The sequence below is a fragment of the Rhizobium sp. 10N414 genome (assembly GCF_056394785.1).
Window position 1 is genome coordinate 47817 of record NZ_JBFTIN010000001.1, and the last position, 24126, is coordinate 71942.

General features: G+C 59.3%; 27 protein-coding genes, 3 tRNA genes and 1 pseudogene. 11 read left to right on the forward strand and 20 right to left on the reverse strand.

Going from position 1 to position 24126, the window contains the following annotated elements; all coding sequences use genetic code 11:
* Nucleotides 1–185: 185 nt before the first annotated feature.
* Nucleotides 186–1319, forward strand: a complete 1134-nt coding sequence (locus AC1DE4_RS00260) for a pyridoxal phosphate-dependent aminotransferase (protein WP_025660331.1) — start codon at nt 186–188, stop codon at nt 1317–1319.
* Nucleotides 1320–1325: 6 nt separating this feature from the next.
* On the opposite strand, the gene AC1DE4_RS00265 is transcribed toward AC1DE4_RS00260, so the two are convergent.
* Both AC1DE4_RS00265 and AC1DE4_RS00270 read right to left on the reverse strand, forming a co-directional pair.
* The gene (locus AC1DE4_RS00265; RefSeq protein ID WP_025660332.1) at nt 1326–2450 is read right to left on the reverse strand and encodes a helix-turn-helix transcriptional regulator; all 1125 of its coding nucleotides are present in this window, start codon (nt 2448–2450) and stop codon (nt 1326–1328) included.
* A gap of 321 nt (nt 2451–2771) precedes the next feature.
* Nucleotides 2772–2889, reverse strand: a tRNA-OTHER gene (locus AC1DE4_RS00270).
* A gap of 139 nt (nt 2890–3028) precedes the next feature.
* Here AC1DE4_RS00270 and AC1DE4_RS00275 point away from each other — a divergent pair.
* Entirely contained in the window at nt 3029–3790 is a 762-nt protein-coding gene (locus AC1DE4_RS00275) for a helix-turn-helix domain-containing protein (protein ID WP_477879393.1), read from the forward strand.
* 550 nt (nt 3791–4340) lie between these two features.
* On the opposite strand, the gene AC1DE4_RS00280 is transcribed toward AC1DE4_RS00275, so the two are convergent.
* Nucleotides 4341–5069, reverse strand: a complete 729-nt coding sequence (locus tag AC1DE4_RS00280) for a DUF6118 family protein (RefSeq protein WP_477879394.1) — start codon at nt 5067–5069, stop codon at nt 4341–4343.
* A gap of 12 nt (nt 5070–5081) precedes the next feature.
* Entirely contained in the window at nt 5082–8747 is a 3666-nt protein-coding gene (traA, locus tag AC1DE4_RS00285) for a Ti-type conjugative transfer relaxase TraA (RefSeq protein ID WP_477879396.1), read from the reverse strand.
* 267 nt (nt 8748–9014) lie between these two features.
* On the opposite strand from traA, the gene AC1DE4_RS00290 reads away from it, so the two are divergent.
* Both AC1DE4_RS00290 and AC1DE4_RS00295 read left to right on the forward strand, forming a co-directional pair.
* Entirely contained in the window at nt 9015–9275 is a 261-nt protein-coding gene (locus AC1DE4_RS00290) for a hypothetical protein (protein WP_018858541.1), read from the forward strand.
* A 310-nt stretch (nt 9276–9585) separates the two neighbouring features.
* The gene (locus AC1DE4_RS00295) at nt 9586–9837 is read left to right on the forward strand and encodes a WGR domain-containing protein (RefSeq protein ID WP_477879399.1); all 252 of its coding nucleotides are present in this window, start codon (nt 9586–9588) and stop codon (nt 9835–9837) included.
* 57 nt (nt 9838–9894) lie between these two features.
* Here the strand turns inward: AC1DE4_RS00295 and AC1DE4_RS00300 are convergent, their stop codons facing one another.
* Nucleotides 9895–10806, reverse strand: a complete 912-nt coding sequence (locus AC1DE4_RS00300) for a zincin-like metallopeptidase domain-containing protein (RefSeq protein WP_113113395.1) — start codon at nt 10804–10806, stop codon at nt 9895–9897.
* A gap of 269 nt (nt 10807–11075) precedes the next feature.
* A pseudogene (locus AC1DE4_RS00305) lies at nt 11076–11294 on the reverse strand (hypothetical protein); the annotation flags it as partial.
* Nucleotides 11295–11793: 499 nt separating this feature from the next.
* Between AC1DE4_RS00305 and AC1DE4_RS00310 the strand changes: the two are divergent.
* Both AC1DE4_RS00310 and AC1DE4_RS00315 read left to right on the forward strand, forming a co-directional pair.
* Complete coding sequence (locus tag AC1DE4_RS00310) at nt 11794–12030, forward strand: hypothetical protein (protein ID WP_018858545.1); 237 nt, start codon at nt 11794–11796, stop codon at nt 12028–12030.
* Nucleotides 12027–13118, forward strand: coding sequence for a tyrosine-type recombinase/integrase (locus AC1DE4_RS00315; protein WP_477879401.1), 1092 nt, complete (start codon nt 12027–12029; stop codon nt 13116–13118). The genes AC1DE4_RS00310 and AC1DE4_RS00315 overlap by 4 nt, the downstream gene beginning before the upstream one ends.
* Before the next feature lie 69 nt (nt 13119–13187).
* Here AC1DE4_RS00315 and AC1DE4_RS00320 read toward each other — a convergent pair.
* The 10 genes from AC1DE4_RS00320 to AC1DE4_RS00365 all read right to left on the reverse strand — a co-directional run bounded on the left by AC1DE4_RS00320 (nt 13188) and on the right by AC1DE4_RS00365 (nt 19125).
* Nucleotides 13188–13263, reverse strand: a tRNA-Phe gene (locus tag AC1DE4_RS00320).
* Between the two features lie 184 nt (nt 13264–13447).
* Nucleotides 13448–13654 carry a DNA gyrase inhibitor YacG gene (yacG, locus tag AC1DE4_RS00325; RefSeq protein WP_477879403.1) on the reverse strand — a complete coding sequence of 69 codons (207 nt, stop codon included), beginning with the start codon at nt 13652–13654 and terminating at the stop codon, nt 13448–13450.
* 18 nt (nt 13655–13672) lie between these two features.
* Entirely contained in the window at nt 13673–14293 is a 621-nt protein-coding gene (locus tag AC1DE4_RS00330) for a Maf-like protein (RefSeq protein WP_025660334.1), read from the reverse strand.
* A gap of 56 nt (nt 14294–14349) precedes the next feature.
* A complete protein-coding gene (gene infA, locus AC1DE4_RS00335) occupies nt 14350–14568 on the reverse strand; it encodes a translation initiation factor IF-1 (protein ID WP_003545338.1) in 219 nt (72 codons plus the stop codon).
* A 119-nt stretch (nt 14569–14687) separates the two neighbouring features.
* Entirely contained in the window at nt 14688–15164 is a 477-nt protein-coding gene (locus tag AC1DE4_RS00340; protein ID WP_025660335.1) for an arsenate-mycothiol transferase ArsC, read from the reverse strand.
* Nucleotides 15165–15169: 5 nt separating this feature from the next.
* Nucleotides 15170–15643: a UPF0262 family protein gene (locus tag AC1DE4_RS00345; RefSeq protein ID WP_025660336.1), complete on the reverse strand. Its 474-nt coding sequence runs from the start codon at nt 15641–15643 to the stop codon at nt 15170–15172.
* Nucleotides 15644–15646: 3 nt separating this feature from the next.
* Nucleotides 15647–16945, reverse strand: a complete 1299-nt coding sequence (hisD, locus tag AC1DE4_RS00350) for a histidinol dehydrogenase (RefSeq protein ID WP_025660337.1) — start codon at nt 16943–16945, stop codon at nt 15647–15649.
* A gap of 36 nt (nt 16946–16981) precedes the next feature.
* Entirely contained in the window at nt 16982–17419 is a 438-nt protein-coding gene (locus tag AC1DE4_RS00355; protein ID WP_018858552.1) for a DUF2948 family protein, read from the reverse strand.
* Between the two features lie 115 nt (nt 17420–17534).
* On the reverse strand, nt 17535–18827 hold the full coding sequence (gene murA, locus AC1DE4_RS00360; RefSeq protein ID WP_025660338.1) for a UDP-N-acetylglucosamine 1-carboxyvinyltransferase: 1293 nt from the start codon (nt 18825–18827) through the stop codon (nt 17535–17537).
* 103 nt (nt 18828–18930) lie between these two features.
* The gene (locus AC1DE4_RS00365) at nt 18931–19125 is read right to left on the reverse strand and encodes a hypothetical protein (protein ID WP_025660339.1); all 195 of its coding nucleotides are present in this window, start codon (nt 19123–19125) and stop codon (nt 18931–18933) included.
* Nucleotides 19126–19277: 152 nt separating this feature from the next.
* On the opposite strand from AC1DE4_RS00365, the gene AC1DE4_RS00370 reads away from it, so the two are divergent.
* The 3 genes from AC1DE4_RS00370 to AC1DE4_RS00380 all read left to right on the forward strand — a co-directional run bounded on the left by AC1DE4_RS00370 (nt 19278) and on the right by AC1DE4_RS00380 (nt 20555).
* Nucleotides 19278–19352, forward strand: a tRNA-Thr gene (locus tag AC1DE4_RS00370).
* Nucleotides 19353–19512: 160 nt separating this feature from the next.
* The gene (locus AC1DE4_RS00375) at nt 19513–19800 is read left to right on the forward strand and encodes a hypothetical protein (RefSeq protein WP_018858555.1); all 288 of its coding nucleotides are present in this window, start codon (nt 19513–19515) and stop codon (nt 19798–19800) included.
* A gap of 458 nt (nt 19801–20258) precedes the next feature.
* On the forward strand, nt 20259–20555 hold the full coding sequence (locus tag AC1DE4_RS00380) for a hypothetical protein (protein WP_025660340.1): 297 nt from the start codon (nt 20259–20261) through the stop codon (nt 20553–20555).
* A 57-nt stretch (nt 20556–20612) separates the two neighbouring features.
* Here AC1DE4_RS00380 and AC1DE4_RS00385 read toward each other — a convergent pair whose 3' ends face one another.
* On the reverse strand, nt 20613–20861 hold the full coding sequence (locus tag AC1DE4_RS00385; RefSeq protein ID WP_112661316.1) for a hypothetical protein: 249 nt from the start codon (nt 20859–20861) through the stop codon (nt 20613–20615).
* A 305-nt stretch (nt 20862–21166) separates the two neighbouring features.
* On the opposite strand from AC1DE4_RS00385, the gene AC1DE4_RS00390 reads away from it, so the two are divergent.
* The gene (locus tag AC1DE4_RS00390) at nt 21167–21409 is read left to right on the forward strand and encodes a DUF982 domain-containing protein (RefSeq protein WP_025660341.1); all 243 of its coding nucleotides are present in this window, start codon (nt 21167–21169) and stop codon (nt 21407–21409) included.
* Nucleotides 21410–21639: 230 nt separating this feature from the next.
* Here the strand turns inward: AC1DE4_RS00390 and AC1DE4_RS00395 are convergent, their stop codons facing one another.
* From AC1DE4_RS00395 to AC1DE4_RS00405, 3 genes are all read right to left on the reverse strand, one after another.
* On the reverse strand, nt 21640–22788 hold the full coding sequence (locus AC1DE4_RS00395; RefSeq protein ID WP_477879408.1) for an acyltransferase family protein: 1149 nt from the start codon (nt 22786–22788) through the stop codon (nt 21640–21642).
* Nucleotides 22789–22941: 153 nt separating this feature from the next.
* Nucleotides 22942–23199: a hypothetical protein gene (locus AC1DE4_RS00400; protein ID WP_018117007.1), complete on the reverse strand. Its 258-nt coding sequence runs from the start codon at nt 23197–23199 to the stop codon at nt 22942–22944.
* Nucleotides 23200–23421: 222 nt separating this feature from the next.
* Nucleotides 23422–23685 (reverse strand): BON domain-containing protein, encoded by a 264-nt coding sequence (locus tag AC1DE4_RS00405; protein WP_477879411.1) that lies wholly within the window; start codon nt 23683–23685, stop codon nt 23422–23424.
* A 166-nt stretch (nt 23686–23851) separates the two neighbouring features.
* On the opposite strand from AC1DE4_RS00405, the gene AC1DE4_RS00410 reads away from it, so the two are divergent.
* A complete protein-coding gene (locus AC1DE4_RS00410; RefSeq protein WP_018858561.1) occupies nt 23852–24115 on the forward strand; it encodes a hypothetical protein in 264 nt (87 codons plus the stop codon).
* The last annotated feature ends 11 nt before the right edge of the window (nt 24116–24126 follow it).

Below are 24126 nucleotides of genomic sequence, written 5' to 3' on the forward strand. Positions count from 1 at the left end.
ACAACGACCATCATTCCTGACGCATGCCGCCATGGGCAGACCCTTCCCAACTGATATGGAAAATCAGGAAATTCCCGGAAGTCGCGGATGCATACTGCTTGGCGTCACCCAACTTCCGGCATTCATGCCATGACGGTTCAACCTATCAACGATGGGTCATTTCGAACCAGAAGGACGTGTCGCAAATGCAGCTTGCACCGTACCTGCTTGATCAATGGTTGGCGAAATACGGATCCTCGCGATCCCCTATACTCTACGACCTGGCTTCGAGCGCGGGACCGACCTGGACATTGAGGGAACTGCTAGCTTTGGGAAACGAGGCGGTGAATGTCTCGGAAGTCGTTCTGGGCGACGCGCCTCCCGACGGCGACCCTGATCTCCGAGGGGTGATCGCTGCGCTTTACGACGTCGATCCGGAATGGGTCGTTGTGACGTCCGGTGCATCGGAGGCAATCGCGATCCTGCTTTGTATATCGGCCCAGCCGGATCACAATGTCCTTATTCCGAACCCCGCATTTACTCCCTTCGAAGTTATGGCGCAGGCATGGGGTTTGCAAACCCGTCGATACGAGTTGTCGCGGGACAACGGCTATCGGCAGGACGCCGATCAAATCCTTGCGGCTTCGGACCACAAGACCGTTTTGACGTTGGTCAATACGCCACACAATCTGGCGGGAACGATCCTGTCACGCGGCAAGATTTCCGAACTCGCAGCCGGCCTCCGGGACCGCGGGATTCCGCTGGTTGTGGATGAGGCCTATCACCCTGTCTATTTCGGGACGGCCGAACGGTCGGCAACAGGCATCGAAAATGTGATTGTCATCGGTGACATGTCGAAGACATTTAGCCTTCCTGGACTGCGTTTGGGATGGATTGTCGACCCCGATGGGCGGAGACGGAAGCGCATCGTCGAAGCACGAAGCTACTTCACGATGGGCAGCGCGCCGCTCCTGGAGAGGATCGGAACCCACGCCCTTGCCAATCGCAACGCTATTCTTGCGCGGTTGCGCTCAGTGGCGTCCGCAAATTTTACGAAGCTTGCGAGCTTCATGGAGAGCCAGCCAGGCATCCTGTCGTGGGTTAAGCCTCAAGCCGGGACAATCGCGTTCCCCTGGGTTATGGACGGCAGAAACGCCCGCCCGATCTGCATGGCGCTCGCCGATGCCGGCGTCCTGGTCGTGCCAGGCGACTGCTTTAGATGCCCGGACCACTTTCGCGTCGGATTTGCCGCCCGTGCTAAAGGTTTTGACGTAGCTCTTTCGATATTTTCGGAGACCTTGAGGAAAGAATATTGGGTTTCCGGCCACGCAAAAATCTAGCGCGCGTCAATTCGCGGGTCGAGTTTGGCCGAACTGCGAAAGGACGGCGACAAGTTCCGACTGCCTATGCGTGTTCGTCTTGCCGAAGATGGCCTTGAGATGGTTTCTGGCCGTCTCGTGGGAGATGCAACATTCCCTGGAAACGTCGTCGAGGGAAAGTCCCATCGCCAGCTTCTGCGCCAGCTTGGATTCGCTTGGGGTCAATGAGAAGCATTTCTGAAGGCACGCTTGCGTGGGCGAGCGCCGCTCATCCGGATCGATCAGGATTGCGACGGCCTGCCCGGGAGCCAGCGGGTTGAATGCGATCGAAGCTAGGGAAGTCACATAGGCGAGGATCGGAACGCGATCCTGTCGCGGCAACCGGATCGGATCGGCGAACGTCGTGTCCTTTCGGAGTATCACCTGTGCGAGGGCCATCTCGAACAACCTCGAAGCCGAGGTGTCGTATGAGTATAAGCGCTTTGCCCGCACGGTGATTGTAGGACAGGTTTCATCCCTGGCAGGCTCGTTGACAATGCGCTCGGCTGCCGCATTCAACCTTAGAACATTGCCGCATCCATCAAAGATGATCGCCGCCGTCATGCTCATGTCGAAGGCCTCGAGTGCAGCATCGATGCGCCCGAGGCCGAGCGTCCTTGTTATGGCGCAGGCCGTGCCGAGACGCCCTGAGAGGCTCACCAGGGAGTGCAGCTGTGCCGGAGTAAACGGACCGAGACTTGGGGAGCGTTGCAGGGCCAGACACCAGAGGCTGTCGCTCGACGCGACCTTGACCCCAGCGAACCATTGCAGCCCGTTCGGTGCGAGGAATTCCTGGTAGTAGGGATGCCTCGAGATGCTATCGGGGGTGAATATGTCGAAATCCGTCGCAACACCCCTCTGCACCAGCGTCGAAAGCACCCCGTAGCGGACGTCGCGATCAATCCAGCCACCCTCGACATAGGCCTCGAGCGACCGAACCATGCTTTCGCTGTGTGGCAGTCCTGGCAGATGATTGCCGGTATCAAAAAGAACCGCACCGGTGCATCCAGTGGCGATCGTGACGGCGTTCATCGCCTCGTTCCATTTCGTTGGATCGAGTGCCGCCTCGACGAACGCGCGTTCTATGCTAGCAACGTCGAATTCCATCCCCATGGCTCGGTCCCCCAACCGAAATCGCCCTGAGATAACCTGGCACCAGCGAATGGCCGGCTTCACCCCTCGCCTCAATGTCAGAGGATACTAATTTACCTCCGTCCGTGTTGCAACTACACGATGCAGCCTCAAGCGGTTGGGATTGACCAGGGGGTGCGTTGTCAGTGGAGCGGCTCCCGGAATCGCGCAAACCTGCCAGCAATGCAAATTGAACGGATAGTCCGCTTGGGGCCGAAAGCGGTCATTAAGAGATAGTGGCATCCAGCCAAGCCAGGCTTCTGGAAACTTGGCTAGATAAACACGACTAAATGGGTGGTGAAATGGTGCCCAGAGCCGGAATCGAACCAGCGACACGCGGATTTTCAATCCGCATTTATTGTCGCAACTTCGATGGCTTACTTTAAAAATGAGGTCAAACCGTCTCCCCCAAATCAACTACTTATGGCAACCCTGTCAAACCCTCCTGCACAACCTTCTGGGGATTCATTGGTGACAGGTCGGTGCGGTAAGCGACCGAGGAGTAGGTCCGAGCGTCGCCAGTTATGCACCGCGCGCTTGCCATATGTCGGGAGGCGCGGATGAGTGGGGTGCTGCCGTTTCGAGATGTGAAGCTGCAATGGCTTCAGCATTTGAGCTGCGACAAGGACGTGAGCGACAATGCGCGGTCCGTGGCGCTCTACGTCGTCACCACGCATTTAAACGGCCACACCGAAAAGGCGTGGCCGTCCTATCAAACGATTGCCGACGCGACCGGCCGGAGCGTCAAAACCATTCAGCGCGCCGTCCGTGAACTTGAGACTAAAGGATGGTTCGAGGTCCAGCGCGGAAATGGCATCGGGCACAACACGGAATATCGTCCCTCAGCGGCGTCGATTTTACGCGCATCGGAGGCCCGCGAAAAGACGGACAAGATTGTCACCCTTTGCTCTGGCAAAGGCGGTCAGATTGGTCCAGCAAGGCGGTCAGATGTGTCCGGCAAAGGGGGACAGATATGTCCGCCAAACCCAGAGAAAGAAAAAATAAATAAACCTAACCCGCGCGAGGACGCCCCGCCGCGCGTCGAGACGCGGCGAGCCATCCCGCTCGTTTTCGTTGCAGAAACAAAGGCGGTTCAGGTTCAACAATGGCGCATTTGGCTACGTCATCACGGTATCCCATCGCTTGAAGCCTTGGGTGTCCGGACGGTGAGAAACGGGAAAGCAGGCTACGCGTTGCCCGGCTATTGGCCGCCGGATGATGCAAGCCCCGACACTCTCAATTGGATAGCCTTCTTCGGCCGCCGTCGAGGCCGCATCGCAAATGAAGACCCTCGAGATAACAACGTTCGGAGGGCGTCATGAATAGCTGGCGACATCAAAGAAGGTCTGCTGGGCCGGGAAGACCACCCTATGCCACTTTATCACCAGCCATACCGCAAGGGCACGGGCTTTCCCCGGCTCCTAGATGGCGGTCAGCTGTCGATTGCCATACTATTTTGCCTTTTTGGCCAATACGTTGCCTTTGGGTCAGTCTCATTGACCTATCTCCTGTGGCACGACCGGGCCGGCTTTGACGGACCGCCTGCTGCTGATCGGCGTTCAGTTGCAATCCAAACTCGACACGGTAGCCTTTCGAATGAACCTCCGTCCGATGCCCTTTCTGTGCGAATGCAAGAGGTCACGCCGAATATGAGCTGATGGCCCGTACCAGAAACGACGCCTACAGCATTCGGAAACGGGACCAAATTCTAAGGGCACGTTTTAAAGAGTTTATCGCATAACCTTCTAACCGCCTGGATAGGCAACAACGGCGGATATGATCTGGAGCCGCCTACGCGGCGGTGGCGGCCTTCAAGTAGACTGGTTCAGGCGCCGAGCTTAGACGCGCCGAACGGAAACTTGTTCGCGTGCTCTATTTTTCCGGCACGGCCACCGTGATCGTGCAACGCTGATCTTTCTTTGCCTTGGCAGCCATCTCCGTACACGCGGTTAGCACTTCCCGGTTGGCGCTCACAAGGTTGCTCGCATCGACAATGCTGCGCCATCCTCTGGCGTTCGCCGACTGCGTTAAAGAGATGCCGGCGTTCCAACGATCAGCGTTCATCACTGTCGACGCAACGGCCATATCGACCGATCCGGGAAGCGCGCGCGGCAGGAACAGCGTCAATAGCATGCCGGCGACCAGGCCGGCGACACCCGCACTACATACCCACCAATTTTGATCCCGGCGCAGGCGGGCACTCCTGACGTAGCCCCCAAGCGCGCTCGACACGCGCTCGAGGCTCTGTCCTCGCGCTTCGATCATCCGCGCCGCATTGCCCGAAACCCGCTCCGCGGCGTTCTCGAGCGCACGCGCATAGTGATCGGGATCATTCCTTAGCGCCGGCGTCTTTTCGACCGCTTCTAGATGCTGCCCGACAACGGCGAGCTGCTGGACGATGCGACCAAGATCAGGACCGTAATCGATCGGCTGCTGGAATTTCTCGAAGGCAGCCTCCACACCCTTTCGAATCGTCGTCATTTCGCGCGTGAGATCGCCAGCGAGATCTTCGACCGTCCGCCGTAGCGTATCGAACGCCTGGGCCGGATCGCCGGCTTCGTCTTGTTCATCGGGCTTGGCGCCCTCCAGTCGATCGGTCATGCCGTCTCCTTCCTATCGTTCCAGCCCGAGGCCCCGGCTGCGGCTCTGGGACAGCTGCCGTTCCATCTCACGGGCAATGGTCTGATCCTGCCGCATATGGCGAATTCCAAGGTCCTGGCTTCGATTGCGCAGGACGGATTCTACCTGCGCGTCGCGCTCAAGGCCCTTCACCATGCCGCGCATCTCGCCCTCGACCTTCTGGCGGGCCTCATCATGCTGCCAACCTTGAAGTTGCCGGCGCTCGCCCTGCAGTTCGTGCCAGCGCTGCACGAACCGTTCGGCCCGGACGCTCGGATCGGCCAATGCCACTCGCTCCCGATCCATACCGCCGACAAGCTCACCGACACGCGCGCGGCCGGAAAGCTCCGTTATCGCCTCAACCGTCTTCGGATCATGTTGCAGGGCGGACCGGATCAGTTCGTGCGATCCAGGCCGCGCCCGGTCGAGCTGCTGGCCCGCGATGCGCAGTTCCTGCTTCTGGGTTTCAAGGACGGGCAAGTTCTCGCGTATCTGCTTGTCGGCCGCGCTAAAGGCCTGCGCATAATGGTCAACGGCCTGTTCAAAGGCCGACAAGGGCCGCGCCCGGTCCGCCAGCCGATGCGCCGCCGAAGCTTCCTGATCGCGACCAGAAGAGCGCAAGCCCTCTTCCCTTTCCGGCCGCTGCGTTTTCGAGGCTGTCCCGCGCTCTAAAGCTGCTCCTCGGCCTACACTGAGCTTGAGGCCGGCGAATATGCTGCGCTTCTGAGTTGGGGCTTTCTGCAGACCTTCCCTGGCCACGTCATGATTCTTGTGATCGCGCACCAGATTTCTTGCAGATTCTTCTCGTTTAATATCCGTGCCAACTTTGTATGCGGATCCGCGCAGAAACCTGTGATCCTCGGCCTTCGACTCCCACTCCGGACGTAGCTCGGCACACTCGCCCCGAATTTCGATCTCACTCCGGGCCCCCAATTGCTCCGCGATCCCTCGCCGCTCGGCAAAGTCGCGCGTGTAGTCAAGGGTCGTTTCCTTCACCCCCGACCGGCTGAGGCGGTGTTCCAGTTGGGCGTAGGTCAGCTCATCGGCGCTATGAATCTTCCACGCGTTCCGCTCAACGAGCATACCATGCGGAAGCCGCACCGTATCCGATCCGCGATGTTCAAGGCCGATGTTCGTGCCGAGTTCAGCTTGAGCTTCGGCCATCGCCCGCTCAAGGTCCACGCCCCAAACCGTGTGTTTCTGGCCTTTGTCGTTTTCCACTGTCACGAAATAGCTGGCCCGGTTCTTGGCATCGTGTTGATACGGAGCGTGGCCGTGCTCGACCAGCCGGCCGGCGTTGCGAGCGCCAAACTCTTGCCTGTCGGCATAGAGCCGTACACTGTCGCGATGGCGGGTCATGGCGACATAGGTCAGGTGCCGGTCCATCGACCCCGACGCCATTACATAGGCACGGTCCACAGTCGCACCCTGGTTCTTGTGAATCGTCGTTGCATAGCCATGGTCGAATGCTCGGTATTCGTCCGTCGCCACGCCGATTCTGTCGCCAGTCCCGTCGAGTGTTGCCACGATCTGGCCGGCTTCAACACTGTCGACTGTGCCAAGCATCCCGTTCTTGACACCAAGATCACGGCTGTTCTCAAGAAACACTATGCGGTCACCCGGCGCGAACGATCGTTTGCCGTCATTGGTCTGGAACGTCAGCTCGCGTCCGAAGGGCCCATGCCCTTCGTCAGGCACGTTGCCCTGTTCGCCCTGAGTCAGCCCGCAGCTGTTTGCCAACTCGCCACGCTCCCACAGAGCAGATCTGATCGCGTCATTGATAGCCCGAACATCGGCCCGCCGATGCGCCATCGCCACACGCGTTCCCGCCGGTCGCGCTTCGCGATCGGCCAGGTAATCGCTCACCATTTCGGCTCGTGCCTCGTCCCGCGTCTCACTCAGCCGAATGTCGCCATGGTCGCGGTAGGCGGAAAGCCCCTCGGTCGTCCGGTGCGTCGCAAAGGCCACCGACGCCTCCCGCTGCCAATCGACACGCTGACGACGGATTTCGGAGAGTTCGGCGTGACCGATCTGCTCGGCAATGGCCCGGAACGGTGCACCGGCTCCGATCGCCTGCAGCTGCTCATGATCGCCAACAAGTACGATCTTCGCCCCGCGCTCGTCCACCGCCTTGATGAAGCGAGCAAGCTGCCGGCTCCCGATCATCCCCGCCTCGTCGATCACAAAGACGTCGCTACGGCCGGGTTGGTCGCGGCTGACGTTGCCGTCACCCTGTGACTGCCAGCGGTATTCCCACGACGCCAGCGTCCGGCTCTGGATGCCGGATGCTTCCTCCAGGCCCTCGGCCGCCTTCCCCGACAGTGCCGCGCCGTGGACGGTGTAGCCCTGGGCCTCCCACGCCTCGCGCGCGGCCGCAAGCATGGTGGACTTGCCAACTCCGGCGAAACCGACGACCGCCGCAATCCGCCCTGCCCCGGTGATATGCTCGATCGCCGCCCGCTGCTCGTGGGACAGCCGCGCCGCCGCAATCTGCCGTTCCCGCTCCAATCCGTCCTGCTCGCCGCGCTTCACCTTTCCGGCAGTGTCTCTGGAGACGCTTGCACGTATCGCCGCATCCTGCTTCTCTATCGACCGATCGACGTGACGACGATCGACGCCATGGCTCCGTGCATTCTTCATGACCTCCGCGCGATCGGCCAACCCGCTTTCAATCTCGACCATTTCACGGGTCGAATACCGCGCCACCTCAGTCTCGCCGGTGGCTGCATCGATCCGCTCAGGCTGCAATACCACCAGCGAGGGCGAGGCCATGACCTTGGCAAAAGCGCTCTGGAACTCCCGAATATCGTCGTTGACGTAGCGATGCAGCGTCCGGGCGATATCGCGCCGGTCGAACACGCTCTTCTCATTGCTGATGAGCGAAAGCACCTGCTCCGGCTTTTCCCGGATGAGCTCGGCGTTACGCCCGGCAGGCTCCTCATCCAGCCGCCGCCGATTGACCGGCTTGCCCTGCCGCTCCATCTGCGTTGCATGCACGCCCATGTGTTCAGTCGGCTCGATCTCAAGCCCGCGTTCTAAATGGCTATGATGATCAATCCTGACGTCCAGACCGGCTCGCGCCAGATGCTCGTTCGCCGTCTGCTCGAAAGATTGGCGGATATCGCGTAGCTGCATTTGCGAGGTTGGCAGCCCCTTCGGTAAAAGTTCCTTGTTGGCCCGCTCGATATGCGTCTTGCTTTCAAGCCCCTCTGACCCAACCAGTCGCGTAGTCATCAGTACATGCGCATGGTAGTTGCGGACGTCACCATCAACATGCGGCTGATGCACCGCGAAATCCACTGCGGTGCCATAGCGATTGGCGAGCCCTTGCGCGAACTCCCGCGCCAGATCGACACGCTGGGTCGAAGACAGCTCATGCGGAAGTGCAATCTCAAATTCGCGGGCAACACGCGCGTCTTTGCGTGTCTCGGCGAACTCCGCCGCGTTCCACAATACCGAACGGTCCCTCGCCCATTCGGCAGCCACACCCTCCGGAATGACGATCTCCGTGTGCTCAACACCCTGCTTGGCGCGGAAATCATGAACGAGCCCGTCACGCTGATTTTCAATCCTTGTCGCGGATCGGTAGGCGGCAGCAGCCACGGCGCTGCGACCACCGCTGCGTGCCACAGGTTTCATGCTCAAATGATAGATCGCCATTCGATCTATTTCCCATCCAGATCCGGCATCTGCGCCGTGGGTTGTGAAGCAACCCGTAAGTGCGCCCTTGTACCCTCATCGCCTTGGTCTCTTCGGGTCCCGGTGGGACCATGCGGCAACGTCCGCGTTCTATTTTTAGGCTTTCGACCGCGTGCTGCTACCCGCACATATGCGAGTTGCCGGAGCACACCCCCTAAGCCAGCTTCGTTGCCGTGCAACCTGCGAGGGCCAGTTGGCCCAAACGCTCGGGTGAAAACGCAAGCGGAGATGATCATCGTGACAGGCACGACAATTAGCGAACGACTTGCCCAGCTCGAGGCTAGAAAGAAGACGTTACTGTTGCGCCTCAGCAAACAGGAGCGGGCGATCGATACACGCCGAAAGGTCCTGATCGGAGCACTGGTGCTGCATCGATTGGAGAATGGCGACCGCGCATCATCTTCGCGACCCCTTCTCGAATGGGTCCAACGCGCGTTACCGAAGTTCCTCAGTCGCGAGGGCGACCGGGAATTGTCGACGATCTTCTGAAGCCACACGGTGAAGACCAATCGCCGAAGGATGGCGGCACGGCGTTATGATCTATGCCCGTCAAATCAAAAACGCCGCCGCCAATATGATGCGCAGTGGCCGGGCGACCGTGGTCTTCCATTCGGCAGCCCGTGCTCTTGATTCCGAAAAGTCCGACCTTTCCATCTCCTGACGCCCGACGAAGTTCGCTTCCCTGCCCGGTCGAAAGAAGCAGTAACAGCGACGGCCATAACCAACATGAATCGGTCAGGACCGACCGATTCAGAAAAGTCGTTGGACGCCTCTGACAGGACTTTGCGATCCTTCCGTCATGATCGCACAGCCCTACCACCTCAATATTGAGATCACCGACTTCAAGAGAAACATGGCTCGATTCTATCAGTTGTCGATCGAGCCGACCCTCTTTGGTGATGTGTCGCTTACCCGCAGTTGGGGGCGCATCGGAAGACGCGGCCAGCAGAGGGTGCACCTCTTCAACAGCGAGAAAGAAGCCGTCGCTCTCCTTCTGACTCTTCTTGCCCAAAAGCGTTCTCGTGGCTATCGACCCAACGTTAGAGCCTGAGGCTGACCCGGTGCCGGCCTTTTGCGGCGAGTGGTTCCATTGAGGGGAGAAGACGGCTCACGCCGCCTCCCCTTCAGGCTGGAGATAGTGCAGGTAGCTGACGGCGCGCTGCGCCTGACTGGCGGCGGTAAAGATCGCCTGCGGTTCGCTTGAGAGCACTTTGAGCCAGGAGGCGAGATAGCTCGCATGGTCGGGCCGTGGTTCGAGTTCCGGAACAACGCCGAGATCGGCGCAGAGGAAGCAACTGCCGAGCTCGGCGATCAGTTCCTCGCGGGCACGTTCGCTGTTGTCCTTGGCATAACGGCTGAGGTCACGAGCGAGACGATGCGGGGCTGCCGTCCAGTGGGTCAGCTCATGACTTAAGATGGCGACGTAGGATTGTGCGTCCCGGAAGGCTTCGAAGGCCGGCATCTGGATATGATCGCGGGCCGGCGCATAGTAGGCTGACGAGCCGCCGTGCCGGATCAGGGCGCCGGTATTGGCAAAGAAGCGGTCGGCATGGCCGATGCGGGCAATCGGATCTGGAGCCGGCACAACTGGTCGGAAGCGCTCGCCCAGTCCGTCGATCTGGTCGGTGTTGAAGACGGTGTAGGCTTTCAGAAACGGGATGCTGTGCGCAACCGCCTCGCCGGTCTCGCTGGTTTCGGCCCGCAGGAAGGAGCTGGCAAAGACGACGGTCGTGCCGGTCTCGCCCTTACGCACCGCCGCCCCGAATTCGCGGGCCTGACGAAATGTCATCCAGGTGGCCGAGGTAAAGCCACGGGCAATCGCTTCCGACCAGAGGATGAGGACGTTGATTCCGGAATAGGGCTCGCCATTGTGGCGCAGCGGCCGGGTGATCCGGTCGCTCGCACAAGCCGTGCTCCAGGGCTGCATCCAGGGTCTGACACCCTGTTCGAGTTCGGCGATGATCTTGTCGGTGATGCTTCTGTAGAGATCGGATCGTTGCTTTGTCGGCTGCCTCGTCATGTTTAAACCTCCGTTCGAGGTCGCGACCATCGCGACCTGCTACGGCGGTCCGAATGCCGGGCCTTCAGCGCTGGCACGCACCCGATAGGGCCGCAACGGAGTGGAGGACGGCAACGCTGTTGCGGGCCAGCGCGAGCCCGGCAGGACCAAAAGCCGGCGCAGGACGCGAGGCGCGGGCGGCAGAAGGGATGTTCAACAGCAGGCAGGCCAACCAAGGATCGGCGAACGGGCGGCCGAGTAATCAGGAGGCTAGCCTCACACGGCCGCCCTCACCGCCTCGGCCGTGCCAGCGACCGGGCGATATCGACGATGTCGTCGCGCGAGGCGGTCGGATCTTCTCGGTTCCAGGCAACCCCCAGCCCGATCCGGAAGTCGATGCCTCTGACCTTCTTCAGCTCTAAGGCGCGGTTCGGAAATTCACGCGTCCATTCCGGGACAAAGCCGATGCCAAGCCCGGCCGAGACGAGCGACACCAAGGACCAGGTGTCGCTCCGCAAGAATGTTCATTGGCACGGACCAAACAAGTTGATGCATTTCTGCGCGCGTCAACGTTGTTTTCAATTCGGCGGTATTGCCGGCATCTTCGTCGCGCATGCTTCGCCCATTCGTTCTCGTGCAGCCCCAATCAAGGATTCACATCGAATTCGACCCCAACTTCGACTCGCAGACTTGTCAGTTTACTCGGCTCCGAAATCAATCTTCTTTGAAACCTATGAAAACGCTTGAAGAGCCGCGGCGCAAATTGCCTCGGATCCGCAGCACGGTCAAATTGAGAAAGGTGCAATCGTGCCAGCCAAATTCAGAATGAAATTAAATACAGGCATCTGATGGTCGGGCTCTAGTCGGCGAAGCGTTGCTGGCCTCGGAATGGGAAAAGGCACGCACGAGCGGTGGGCAGTCCAACCTCCGGCCGGTTCGATCGCGCGGTTCTCAAGGCCTCCAGAACACATTTCCCAGTTTTTCCGTGTCAGTGGTAGGAGCAGGACAATGGCGAATGCTATGTTGAATATTCGTGTCGTTCAGCCGCGAATGATGTCCATAAAACAGGCAGCGGACTATGTCGGCTTACCTTTGAGGCGTTTCCCGAGGATTTGCTCCGTCAAGCCGGTCGCTATGCCCGAAAGCGAAGAGCGTTACGACATCCACGACCTTGATCGGTGGCTCGACCTGATCAAAGCCGGAAACGCGGATACAGACGCAGAAATCCTGGAGCGCCTCGGATGAGGAAGCCTCGGGTTCGACGCCCGAACAAATACGCGGGTTGGCAGATTTTCAGGGACCACGACGGCGACTGGCGCTGTTATCACCGCAAGACACGGGAGAAGATCGACTGCCGAAGGTTCGAGCCATACACCTTGGCGTTCGACATGGAGATTCACCGCATCAACGAACTGCGGAATGAAAAGGAGGCCAAACCCGGTACACTGGGAATGCTGATTACGAAATACCGCGAAAGCGTCAGGTTCCGCGCCGAGCTGGCTCCTCGAACGCGCGCCGACTATCAGAAATGTTTCGACTATCTTCAGGCGATTGGCGACACGCCACTGGACCGGTTCAGGCCTCCATTTATAGCAAAGATCCGGGACAAGGCCTTGGAGAAACGCAAGTTTCGCTTTGCTAATTACGTACGCTCCGTCCTTTCAGTGATCTTCGACTGGGGAATTGAGTATGGCTTCACAAAGGACAATCCTGCGGCCAAGGTAAAGCCCGCCCGACGCCCCAAGGCCCTTCCCGACGCTAACCGACCATGGACCGACGCTGAGCGTGAAACCGTTCTCGCAGCGCTGCCACCTCACATGCTGCTGCCGGTCGCCCTCATGATGTTTTATGCGCTCGATCCGCAGGACGCGCTGGAACTGCCGAGGATGGCCATTACGCAAGCCGGGCTCGATACACGCCGCAACAAGACTGGCCAGCCAATCTACCTGCCTCTCTTCGAGCCTGTCGCTGAGGCGATTGCGCGTGCACCGAAGCATGATGCCTTGACGCTGTGTGCCAATAGCAGAGGCCAACCCTGGACCTACAATGGGTTCAGCACGAACTGGAGCAGACTTAAAGGAAAGCTGGAGGCGGAAGGTTTGATCCAGCCCGGGCTAACGTTGAAGGGTCTTCGGCACACAGTTGCAACCATTCTCGCGGAGATGGGCAAGGACCATGGAACAATCGCACTGGTGCTCGGCCACGCCACGGAAGCAATGGCGAAGCACTATTCCCGGCGTGCCAACATGACGAAGCGCACGAAATCCGCCGTCGCCGATTTTGAGGCCGAACTGAACAAACGAAAAACGAAAATTGTCAAATCCGGAGTCTGAAAGTGTCAAACTCAAATAAGCAAAAGGTGAGAAAACATGAAAAACACTAGGTGTAACAATGGCTTAAAATGGTGCCCAGAGCCGGAATCGAACCAGCGACACGCGGATTTTCAATCCGCTGCTCTACCAACTGAGCTATCTGGGCTAACCCGCTTCGCAGACATTCTTTCCTGGGAAAGGACCGAGGGGCCTTGGTTCGCCCCGGAAGCGAGCGGGGTTATAGCATCTTGTCCGGACATGGCAAGCGCCAAATGACAGTTTTTTGAGAAGCCTTGGAATTTTCCAAATTCATCAACGAATTTAATGGCTTCGCCCGTGGAAAAACCGGCCTATTGCTCGTCCTCGTAATCCGCCTTCGCTTCGTCGTCGGCAACGGGGATGGCGTATGAGCCGGAGAGCCAGCGCGAAAGATCGAGCTCGCGGCAGCGGTTCGAGCAAAACGGGTAGTGTTCGCGGTTGGACGGCTTGCCGCATTCCGGGCAGGGCCGCGTCTTGCGCAGCGGTTCGACCTTGGCGGCCTTGTTTTCGTCAGACATCAGCGGTTCCTTCGAGGATCAGCCCTCGGGCCACCGGCTATGCACGTCAAAGCCTTCGCCGGTCAGCAAAAGGATGGTTTCATAAAGCGGCAGGCCGACGACGTTGGTGTAGGAGCCAACCATCTTCTGCACAAATGTTCCGGCCAGGCCCTGGATACCGTAGGCCCCGGCCTTGCCGCGCCACTGCCCTGACGCAAGGTAGTTCTCGATCTCGAAACCGGAAAGACGCTTGAAGCGAACCTTCGTCTCGACAATCTTCTGGCGGATCTTGCGGTCGGGCGTCACCAGGCAGACGCCGGTATAGACCCAGTGGCTGCGCCCGGACAAGAGATACAACGAGGCTGACGCCTCATCCGCGAACTCGGCCTTGCCAAGAATACGGCGTCCGACAGCTACGACGGTATCGGCGGACAGGATGTAACTGCCCTTCCACGTCATGTCGCCCTTGATGGCGGCAAGTGCTGCCTCGGCCTTTTCCGTCGACAGGCGCCGGGCGAGCGAGCGCGGGTGCTCAGACTTCTTCGGCGTCTCGTCGATATCCATCGGCATGAGACGCGAAGGCTCGATCCCTGCCTGATTGAGCAGATCAACGCGGCGGGGCGAGCCGGAAGCCAGAATGAGCTTGTATTTCAGCGCCATGGAACCTCGACCACCGGAAGACGGAGAAAGCGGCCTTTCAAGCCTTATATGCAGGCCTACTTGAAGCGGTAGGTGATGCGGCCCTTGGTCAGGTCGTAGGGCGTCATTTCAACGAGAACCTTGTCGCCGGCCAGAACGCGGATGCGGTTCTTGCGCATGCGGCCAGCAGTGTGAGCGATGATCTCGTGTTCGTTTTCGAGCTTTACGCGGAACGTTGCGTTCGGCAGAAGCTCGGTCACAATACCCGGAAATTCGAGGACTTCTTCTTTAGGCATATAGTGGTTTTCTTCCTGTGGGTTGAGATGACGGCGGCAGCCGCCCCAAAATTTTGGGCGGAAACTACACAATCAACGAGGGTTTGTGAACCTAATTGATCGCGTTTCCGTCATTTGTTTCACGCCGAATGCGCGGCGATGGTGTTTCTTCTAACCAGCCGGCTCTCGATCAGTTCGGTCAGATGATCGCGGACTTGCCGGTAGCTGTCCAGAATCTGCTCTCGCGTGCCCTGAACAACTGTCGGATCGATGGTTGGCCAATAGACGACTTCGATGGCTTTCGACCGGGTCAGTTCGAGCGCTGCATGGTGCGCCTGCGGCGAGAGCGAGATGATCAGGTCGAAGTAATCATCTTCCAGTTCTTCCAGCGTATGCGGATGATGCCGGCCAAGCGAAAGGCCGATCTCCTCAAGCGCAACATCGACGAAGGGGTCCCGCTCCCCCGAACGGACGCCCGCGGACCTGATATAGACGTTCGCAGGCAGCATGCTGCGGGCGATCACCTCGGCCATCGGGGAGCGAATGCAGTTCATGCCGCACATGAACAGGATGGCTCCCGGCCTTTTTCCTTCGCCTGCGTCGACCTGCGCTTCCATCGACGTCAACCGCGCCAGTAAAGCACGCAAACCAGCGTGAACAGCCGGCGTGCGGTATCGAAATCGATCTCGATCTTGCCGTTCAGGCGGTCCCTCAGCGTCTGCGAGCCCTCATTGTGAATGCCGCGCCGTCCCATGTCGATCGCCTCGATGCGGCTCGGCGAGGCTGAGCGGATCGCCTCGTAGTAGCTTTCACAGATCAGGAAATAATCCTTCACGATGCGACGAAACGGGGTCAAGGACAGGATGTGGGTGGCGACGGCGCCTCCGTCCTCCGTCGTGATCGCGAAAACCAGCTTGGAGTCGACCAGCGAGATATTCAGCCGGTACGGCCCACCGGAATGACCCACGGGCGTAAAGCTGTTTTCCTCGACAAGATCGAAGATGGCGACCGCGCGCTCGTGCTCGACGTCGGGCGTCGCTCTGCCGATGCTGTCGTCAAGGACGACGTCGCAAAGCCGAAAGTCGCCCGCTGCCATCTGTCACCCTTCCAGGTTCAGGCGGATCGCGACCGACCGTGCGTGTGCGTCCAGTCCTTCGGAAACGGCCAGCGCTATGGCGGCGGGACCGAGCGTGCGAAGCTGCTCGGGACCGAGGCGCAGGATCGAGGTGCGCTTGACGAAATCGAGCACCGAGAGACCGGAGGAGAACCGGGCCGAGCGGGCCGTCGGCAGAACGTGGTTCGAGCCGCCGACATAGTCACCGATCACTTCAGGCGTATGGGCGCCGATGAAGATCGCGCCGGCATTGCGGATGCGGGGCAGCAGCGCGTCCGGATCGGCAACGGCAAGCTCCAGGTGTTCGGGCGCAATCCGGTTTGCCAGCGGAATGGCGTCCTTGAGCGACTTCACGAGAATGATCGCTCCAAAGTCGCGCCAGCTTGCGGCAGCGGTTTCGGCCCGATTGAGCAGTTTCAACTGCCGCTCGACGGCTGCTTCCACGGACCGGGCGAACTCCGCATCGTCAGTCGCGAGGATCGCCTGCGCGCTCGCATCGTGCTCGGCCTGCGCCAGAAGATCGGCCGCCACCCAGTCCGGATTGTTATCCTTGTCGGCGATGACAAGCACTTCCGAGGGACCGGCGATCATGTCGATGCCGACGGTGCCGAAGACCTGGCGCTTGGCGGCTGCCACATAGGCATTGCCCGGGCCGGTGATCTTGGCGACCGGCGCGATCGTTTCGGTGCCGTAGGCAAGGGCTGCAACGGCCTGCGCACCGCCGAGCCGATAGATTTCGGTGACGCCCGCGAGTTTGGCGGCGGCGAGCACGGCCCGATTGACCACGCCACCGGTTGCCGGAACGACAATGACGATGCGGTCGACGCCGGCAACCTTGGCCGGTACCGCGTTCATCAGCACCGAGCTCGGATAGCTCGCAGTACCGCCCGGCACATAAAGGCCGACCGCCTCGATCGCCGTCCAGCGAGACCCGAGACCGACGCCCATGTCGTCCTCATAGATATCGTCCTTCGGCAACTGGCGGCGATGATGCGATTCGATCCGCACGGCCGCGACCTTCAGCGCGCCAAGCACCTCGGCCGGCACCGCTTCGACCGCTGCGTCGATCTCGGCTTCCGTCACGCGCATCGGCGTTACGGCAAAATCGATCCCGTCGAATTTCTTCGAGTATTCGGCAAGCGCCACGTCGCCGCGTGCCCTGACGTCATCGATGATGGCGCGGACTGCCGTATTCACATCCTCGGAGACTTCGCGCTTGGTCGTCAGGAAGGCGGCAAACCGTTGCTCGAAGCCTTCCGATGCCTGATCCAGCCAGATTGCCAATGCGATATTCCTCTTTGATAACAGAACAACCAGTTCTCAGGCGCCGGGATGGCGCGGCTTGGATGCGGTTTCCCACGCTCCGCCGATATCCGCAAGCTGAACCTCGATGCATTCGACATCGAGCGCAACACTTGCCGTGCCTGACAGCGCCAGCTCGACCGTTCCCTCCGGCCCCTCGCCCTTCTGCTCGAAGCGGATAGCAAGCAGCGACAGCACCGCGTCGCGGTTCTCGCGATCGATGCCGGTGGAGCGAACCGCAAGTACACGCTTGAAGACGACAGCTGCGCGGCGGCGTTCGAACCCCCTGCGCTTCTTGCCGGCTTCTTCCCACACGAAGCGGTTGACGGCGACCGAGAACTGACCTTCGCGCGGCGACCAGGCCAGATCGGCGACCTTGAAGACGCTATCCTGCAAATGCGCGGAGACGACGGCAAGATCTTCGCTATCGAGTGCTACCAGCTTCAGGTCGGTCATTCAGGCAATACCCCATCGCCAATGCATCGCCGGAATGGCGATGCGTCAGACAACGGACATAAGGCGCGACACGACAATGCGCAACCATATCGAAGGGCTGAGAAGCGCGCTTTCGTTATTCGCTCACACGCTCGACGATGGCGCCGCAGCGGGTCAGCTTTTCTTCCAGGCGCTCAAAGCCGCGATCGAGGTGATAGACACGGGACACCATCGTCTCGCCTTCGGCGGCAAGGCCGGCGATGACGAGCGAGACGGAGGCGCGCAGGTCGGTCGCCATGACGGGCGCACCCTTCAGCCGCGGAACGCCTTCGATCTTCGCCGTCTGGCCAGACAGCGAGATCTTCGCGCCCAGGCGCGCTAGTTCCTGCACATGCATGAAGCGGTTTTCGAAAATCGTCTCAGTGACATGCGAGATGCCGGTCGAACGCGTCATTAGCGCCATGAATTGCGCCTGCAGGTCGGTGGGGAAGCCCGGGAAGGGATCGGTGACGATATCCACCGGCTTGATGCCGACGCCATTGCGGCGGATGCGCATTCCGTTGCTGGTCGGCGAGATTTCGGCACCGGCGCGGCGGAGCGTTTCAAGGGCCGTGTCGAGAAGCGCGATATCCGTGTGCTCAAGAGTGACATCGCCGCCGGCCATGGCGACGGCCATGGCATAAGTGCCGGTCTCGATGCGATCGGGCAGGACGCGATGGCGCGCGCCGGAAAGCGACGAGACGCCCTCGATCGTAATCGTGCTGGTGCCGGCGCCGGAGATCTTGGCGCCCATGGCAATGAGGCAGTTGGCGAGGTCGACGACCTCCGGTTCGCGGGCGGCGTTGCCAATGACGGTCGTGCCGCGGGCAAGCGTTGCGGCCATCATCATGACGTGAGTCGCACCGACGGATACCTTCGGGAAGGTGTAGCGGGCGCCGATCAAGCCGCCCTTCGGTGCCGTCGCATTGATGTAGCCGCTGTCGATCTCGAGGTTCGCGCCAAGCGCGGTCAGGCCATCGAGGAAGAGGTCGACCGGACGCGTGCCGATGGCGCAGCCGCCCGGCAGCGAGACGCGGCACTGGCCTTCGCGGGCCAGCAGCGGACCGATGACCCAGAAGGAGGCGCGCATCTTGGACACCAGCTCATAGGGAGCGGTGGTATCCACGATGGTGCGGCAGGTGAAGTGGATGGTGCGCGAGTAAGCGTCTTCCTGCCGCTCGCGGCGGCCGTTGACGGCAACGTCGACGCCGTGATTGCCGAGGATGCGCATCAAAAGCTCGACATCGGCCAGATGCGGCACGTTCTCAAGCGTCAGTGTATCGCTGGTAAGTAGCGAGGCGATCATCAGCGGCAGGGCGGCATTCTTGGCGCCGGAAATCGGAATGATGCCGTTAAGCTCATTACCGCCGACAATTCTAATACGATCCATGTGCGCTTACGGGCGATGCCCGCCTTTCTGAAAGGCTGTCTGTAAAAAGATGCGGGTGTTTAGACGAAATTAGCGGGGGCTTCAATTCGCCGTGAACCGAACATTATGATTCGTCCATTTTTGCGGCAGGCAGGCCATCCGTCTCATCCGCCTGCCCCGATCGACGCGCACGGGTCTGCTGTTTGCGGCGGGACAAATTTTCTCGGAGCTTTTCGGCGGCCCGCTCGCGACGTAGTTTTGCCTGGCGTTCGATCTCGGCCTTGCGGCTCTTCTGGCCTTTTTCGGTGTTTTCGGTCATCGCCCAGACTTAGCCGAATTCGCGCCAATCCAAAAGTGGGCCGGCCTCAATCTCTACAAAGATGGAAATTGCGGCTTGCGCTTATCATGAAGCTGTGGCAATAGGCCCCCCGTTCACGCAATGCAGCCGGTTCGGTTGCGCGTCTGGTTCCTGCTGCCGTAGCTCAGTGGTAGAGCACACCCTTGGTAAGGGTGAGGTCGGTGGTTCAATCCCACTCGGCAGCACCAGTTTTCTCTAGGAAAATCAGATAGAAGAGCGTGGACGTCAGCGACCGAGAGGCGCGCGAAACGACGTGAAAGTGTGGAACAGACCACGAATTGCACAGAAAATCCGTGCGGCATGTTCCCGTCACGTTCTCACGAGACAGAAGACAAATAGGTTTCCTACATGATCGAGCTTACGCCATCGCAGATTGCCGCACTGAAACTCGCTCGGGACGGAGACCTGTATCTTCAGCCATCGAACAAATGGACGCACCAGAATGCGACGGTAACCTACGCAAAGTCGGACCGCTGGAAGGAACGGCCTCTGAAAGTGAAGTCCGTAACAGCCAAAGTTCTGGATGAGCTAAAGGCGCCTGGCTTGCTGGAGCGGCGGCATCTCGACGATAACGCTTCGAAAGACGTCTACGGGATAACAATGGCCGGGAAGGTATGGCTACTGAAGAACAAGTAGGCTTAAGTGCATTGGTGTCCAGAGCCGGCACACGGAAACTCAACAAAAACAAGACGGGTAGCGTGTGACTGGACACTCATTATTGCCACGCCGTCATTATGCTTTTTGGAAAAGTGTCCAGCCGTTTTTAGGAGTGAGAGTGGCCGTTTACGTCGATCCACAGCGGCATAAACTCGGGCGGATGAGACCTATCCCCAGATGCTCGGAAGCTTCCTTAACGGCACTCCAGCCAGTAAAGCCTGCGTCGTTTTAAACGGCGGCGCGAAATCGTGTCACCCGCGGTTCATACCGTCGCGCTTGACGATGATCGCTCTATTGGCGCGTGGACCGTCGGCAACCTGTGACTCTCGGCTGCGAAAGAACGCCTCTCCCGCAAGTGCGCAGCCACCTAACGCCCTGAGATTTCAGTTGAATCGTGCTACGTGCGCTGCTCAATTGTCGGCAACCAGGAGGCGTTCATGAAAAACATGGTTCTAGCGGCCGCGCTTTTGCTGTCGTCCGCATCCTTTGCCGGCGCGGTGACGCAGATCAATGCCCGTGAGCATACCTGCACTGAGATCACGCAAATCATTCGCCAGGAGAAAAAGCTTTTCGTGCGCGTCGGCATCGGTGGCCGGAGCTTCCGTTATCCGCCGGCCAAATGCGGCCCCGGCGACAAACGGGACACAACCAACCTGCAAGATGCCACGGGAAAACAGTGCATTCTCGACTACGCCTGCGTCTATGACCCGCAATCGCTTTATAATTTCCGATAGGACTCGCGGGAAAGCACTGCCAACTCATCGGCTCAAAGAAAATGCCCTGGTCCGGTCTCAGGCGTCGAAGTGCCAATCCTTTGTCGGACGGCACAGCGTATAGTCGGACTCATCGAGGTCTTGGATCATCTGCCTCAGCGTCCGGACGGTTTCCTCAAACGCTGCTAGCTTTGCATCGGTCACGTCTACGTTCGAGCCCGTGGCATCATCCCGTTCGAGCCATCGCTGGTTGCCGCGCCGCATGGATATGACCATAGAAACATACTTCTGGCATTCAGCATTCAGAACGTTCTTGAGGTCCTGCATCACCGATCTCCAACGCTAACAGAGGGCGACTGACGTTGAGCTTTCCATGGTTGCACAAAGCGTTGTTTTCAGCCAGTTAAAAGTGCGCTTAGCCGATCTGCCGGCTAAAAAAGAGATAACCTCCCACGGCACTCAAAAGATCTGCGGTCTGGGGGACGGCGCCGGTGGATACCGAGATCAACCAGCATCCGGTTTTCCTGTTTGCGGGCTCCGAAAATATCGCTAAAATACACTCAGTACGGGCCTTCTGGGGGAACGCGAAGGCTGACTTGCACGTTTTGGCGTAAGCAACGGAGAATGCGCCTATGGCCAGCGAGAAGTGGAATAATCCTATTCATGTGGGGTTTGAAAATACGGGCGCACGCACGATCGTCGGCCCTATGGACGCGCTGAAATGCCTGGCAGACCTGTGGCCGAGCAGTCGCGGGTTGCATTATCTGAAGGCAAGAAGCACTTGCAGAGCCGCCCTTGATGGTCGAAAGACGGTCGAGGAGGCACGCGCGGAATTCGTAGCGGCCGCGGAAGAAGCCAAGCTGAAGGTCAACTGATCAGGCCTTAATCCGCCAATCGCCGGCAGATCGTCGACAACCTGTCCCGGAACAGGGCAATGGTTTATTTTTGTTTAACCCTCGGCAGCGCTTGCTGTTGGGAGCGCGATTAACCTCATTGCCATCAAGGCACGTCCCTCAATAGAAAGTGTGCAGCCATCATGACGATGGTCAGAGGCTCGTCACCCTCAGCGAAAGCAGACGAGCCTCGATTGCGATAAGCCGATGCGTCAGGCCGGCTTCAGGCGCCGTCTCCGGATTATTTCCAGCACCTTGCGCCCAAGCGTCTGGCCCGGCCCCTCGATGCGGGTGAAGCCGAGATATGCCAGCGCATAGGCCAATGGCAGCAGGGCGGCGACCACGATCGCAAAGCGCGCCGGCGCGGAAATCTCAGCCCCGAAATGCGTTATGACGAATGCTGCGAGCGGCTGGAGCAAAAGCAGGTGAATCAGATAGACGCCGAACGAGAGCTCGCCGAGCCAATGGCAGAAGTGATTTCCCATCAGCGATGAGACGCTATCGCCGAGCTTTCCGACCAGACCTGGCAACAAATGATAATGCACCAGCGCGAAGAAGCCGACGACCAGAAGCAGGCGGACGGCGACCTTCGTCGAGGTCATGTCGCCGCCGATCGGAATCATCACCAGCATGACGGCAAGCAGGCCATTCATGACGGTTTGCCGCGGCGTCACGAACAATCCGTTGGCGATCAGCATGCCGCACAGGAAGACATGCATCTTCAGCGGCAGGAACGACGGCATCGGAAAATCGATGTGTGCGGCCTGCACGGCCTTGGCGACAACGAAACCGCCAAGCGCAATCAGGGCGGCGCCGGGCAGCCATCTGGTTTTCCTCAAGAGCAGCATCGCCAGCGGAAAGACCGCATAGAACTGCATCTCCAAACCAAGACTCCAATCGGGCAGTGGTGTGCGGAACGCGTAGGCCGGGTGCAGTCCGAAGAGGAAACTTGCGTGCATGAGAAGGTTGCGCAGGCTACCGTCCAGATAGCGCTCCGGCAATTGCGGACCGTGGGATAGGAAGGTGTCAATGACCATGCGGCTCTCATAGAGCTGCGGCCCCAGCAACAGGGCGATGCACAGCATCACGTAGTAGAGTGGCGCAATTCGGAAAAAGCGCTTCAGCCAGAAACCAAACCAGGTGGATGGCTTTTCCCAGGGGTTGGCGGTCTCGCGTAACCGATAGTGAAAGACCATCAGAAAGCCGGACAGCATAATGAAAAGGTCGACGCCCAAATCTGGCGACGACAGGATCGGAAGGTGCCAACCTGTCAATTGCAGGCTGTGACCTAGGAGGACCCAGAGTGCGGCCAGTCCGCGCAGCCCGTCGAGGCATCCGATCCGCTTGCTCTCAATGATCATAGGGTATCCTTCTGGTTGAGGCTCAGCTTCGCGGAAGCTAACGCAATGTGCTGCAGTGCACAACTCACAACCAGAAAAGTTGATCGGCCCCCGGCTTGGGGAGCGCGATCTTCCTACCTATTTCATCGGATTCCGAGACGGACGAGCAAACGATCAGCAGCGACCGTCGCTCTGCACCTCGAGGTAACCGACGCCGATAATGGTGCCGTCAAAAGACCGGATGAAGGATGGCACATAATGCGTCGTCGGCGCGGTGCAGGACACCGAACCGGTATATTCGTTCATCGCCATCTCGTCCTGCGGCAGGGCGGAATAGTCGCTCGTAATCTCGAGTGAAGCCGAAGCTGGCGTGATGAAAGTCCCTAATGCCAGCGCAAAAGCCGGCGCTCCCAGTCGAAGAAGTCTTCGCATGCCCTTCTCCCGTGTTTTGATTACGAGCATTAACTAATGAAACACGCTTTTAGTTCCAGTGTCGCCGCTACTACTTTCGCACAGTTAATTCTTCGTATTTTCGGTCGAGCTAAATTGTATTATTTTATATGAAGATAGGCGGATATTTCCGGGTGCGCAGCAACATGCCGTATGCGTGCGTCAAAACTGATGAACTTACAGTATTACATGTGGGTAGGCTGGCTAACGCCGCAGCATCCGGCTGCGGACATAACCCTTCCCGACCACGTCTCCGGCAATCTCGACCGCCCGCTCGACATGGCCTTTCTGCCGGACGAATCCTTCCAGGACGACATAGAGCCCCAGGATCGAGACGACGATTTCGCTACTATCGACGTCATAGGCGGCACTGAGAGCGCTTTCGACCGAGGCGCGTGTTGACGCGAGGCTGTGGCCCTGCCCGCAAGCACCACCGTGACCTTCCGTCGTCTGAAATCGAAGCACCATCATCGCCTCCAAATGGCAAAGTCTGTTACAGGGTAACGCCGGAGGGGGTTTTAGTTGCGCCGCACCAATCTATACTCGAAAGAATCTCGGGGAGCCCAGCCCACGCTACTTGGCGCCCTGATCTGAGGCGCCATATATACCATAGGTTTAGTTAAGGGTTACCGCGATGAAGGTTCTGCTTCCGACGTTTCTATCGCTCGTCATACTATCGGGCTGCACGACGGACAGCTCCACCGAGGTTCAGCCCATTCCGGGGAGCATCACCTATGGCGGGCAACCGCGCACGAAACTGACCAAATCGCCGCCCGGCAGTGTCATCTACAATTCCTTCTACGACTCCCGCGGCCAGAGGGTTAAGGAAACCTATATCCTCCAGCCGGATCGCACGCTGAAACTGACGAGGCGCGTCATCGTGCCCGATTTCCCCTGATGCGCTCACGC